This is a genomic window from Novosphingobium sediminicola (assembly GCF_014196525.1).
In the GTDB taxonomy this organism is placed as follows: Bacteria; Pseudomonadota; Alphaproteobacteria; order Sphingomonadales; family Sphingomonadaceae; genus Novosphingobium; species Novosphingobium sediminicola.
Window position 1 is genome coordinate 1 of the sequence record NZ_JACIDX010000052.1, and the last position, 1,367, is coordinate 1,367.

The 1,367-nt window shown below is 65.5% G+C and carries 1 protein-coding gene; it reads right to left on the reverse strand.

The genetic code is table 11. From position 1 onward, the window contains the following. Positions 1-3: 3 nt before the first annotated feature. Positions 4-1,367, reverse strand: a 1,364-nt coding sequence (locus GGR38_RS23930) for an aldehyde dehydrogenase (RefSeq protein WP_183629518.1), incomplete at its 5' end; no start/stop codon positions are given.

Consider the following 1,367-nt stretch of genomic DNA (forward strand, 5'->3'; position numbering starts at 1 on the left):
GCATCAGATCGGGAAATGCCCGTCTTGGGTTTCGACCGTGATCCAGCGTGTTTCGGTGAAGCTGTCGATGCCCTGACGCCCGCCGAAGCGGCCATAGCCCGAGGCGCCGACGCCGCCGAAGGGCATCTGGGCTTCGTCATGCACGGTCGGGCCGTTGACGTGGCAGATGCCGCTCTTGATCTGCTTGGCAAGACGCAGGCCCTTGGCGATGTCCTTGGTGAAGACGGCGGCGGACAGGCCATATTCGGTATCGTTGGCCAGTTCGATGGCATGCGCCTCGTCACGCGCGCGGATGATGCCGACCACCGGCCCGAAGCTTTCATCGCGGAACAGCTTCATGTCCGGCGTCACCTTATCCACCAGATGCGCGGGCATCACCACGTTGAGCGTGGTTTCCCCGCCGGTCAGCAGCACCGCGCCCTTGGAAACCGCATCGTCGACCAGCGAAAGGCAATGCGCCACCGTCTTGGCATCGACCACCCCGCCCAGCGGCGTGTTGCCCAGACGCGGATCGCCCGCAGTCAAGGTCTTGACCTTGGCGGCGAATTTGGCCGCGAATTCATCGGCCACGGCCTCCACCACGATGATCCGCTCGGTGCTCATGCAGATCTGGCCCTGGTTCATATAGGCCCCGAAAGCAGCCGCCTTGACCGCTTCGTCCAGATCAGCGTCGGCGCAGATCACCAAAGGCGCCTTGCCGCCCAGTTCGAGCAGGCAAGGCTTGATATGCTCGGCCGCGCGCTTGGCGATGATGCGGCCCACGGCGGTGCTGCCGGTGAAATTGATGCGCTTGACTTCCGGCGCATCGATCAGCGCGCCCACGACATCGGCGGCATCGGCCGGAGCATTGGTCACGACATTGACCACGCCCTCGGGGAAACCGGCCTCGGCAAAGGCCTCGATGATCAGCGCATGGGTGCGCGGGCATTGCTCCGATGCCTTCAAAATCACCGCATTGCCGCAGGCCAGCGGCGTGGCAATCGCGCGCACGCCAAGGATGATCGGCGCATTCCACGGCGCGATGCCAAGGATCACGCCCACCGGTTCGCGCAGTGCCATCGCAAGGCAGCCAGGCTTGTCCGAGGGGATCACTTCGCCCGAAATCTGGGTGGTCAGGCTGGCGGCTTCGCGCACCATGCTGACGGCAAGGCCAAGGTTGAACATCGCCCAACCGGCGGTCGCGCCGATCTCGCCCATCATCGCGGCGACGAAATCGTCTTTCTTGGCGGCAAGCGCATCAGCCGCCTTTTGCAGCACCGCGCGGCGCGCGTTCGGCCCCATGGCGCCCCAAGCGGGCTGGGCCGCAGCCGCACGCGCCGCGATTCCCGCCATCTCGCCCGCCTGCATCGCTACCGCAGACGAGGCTA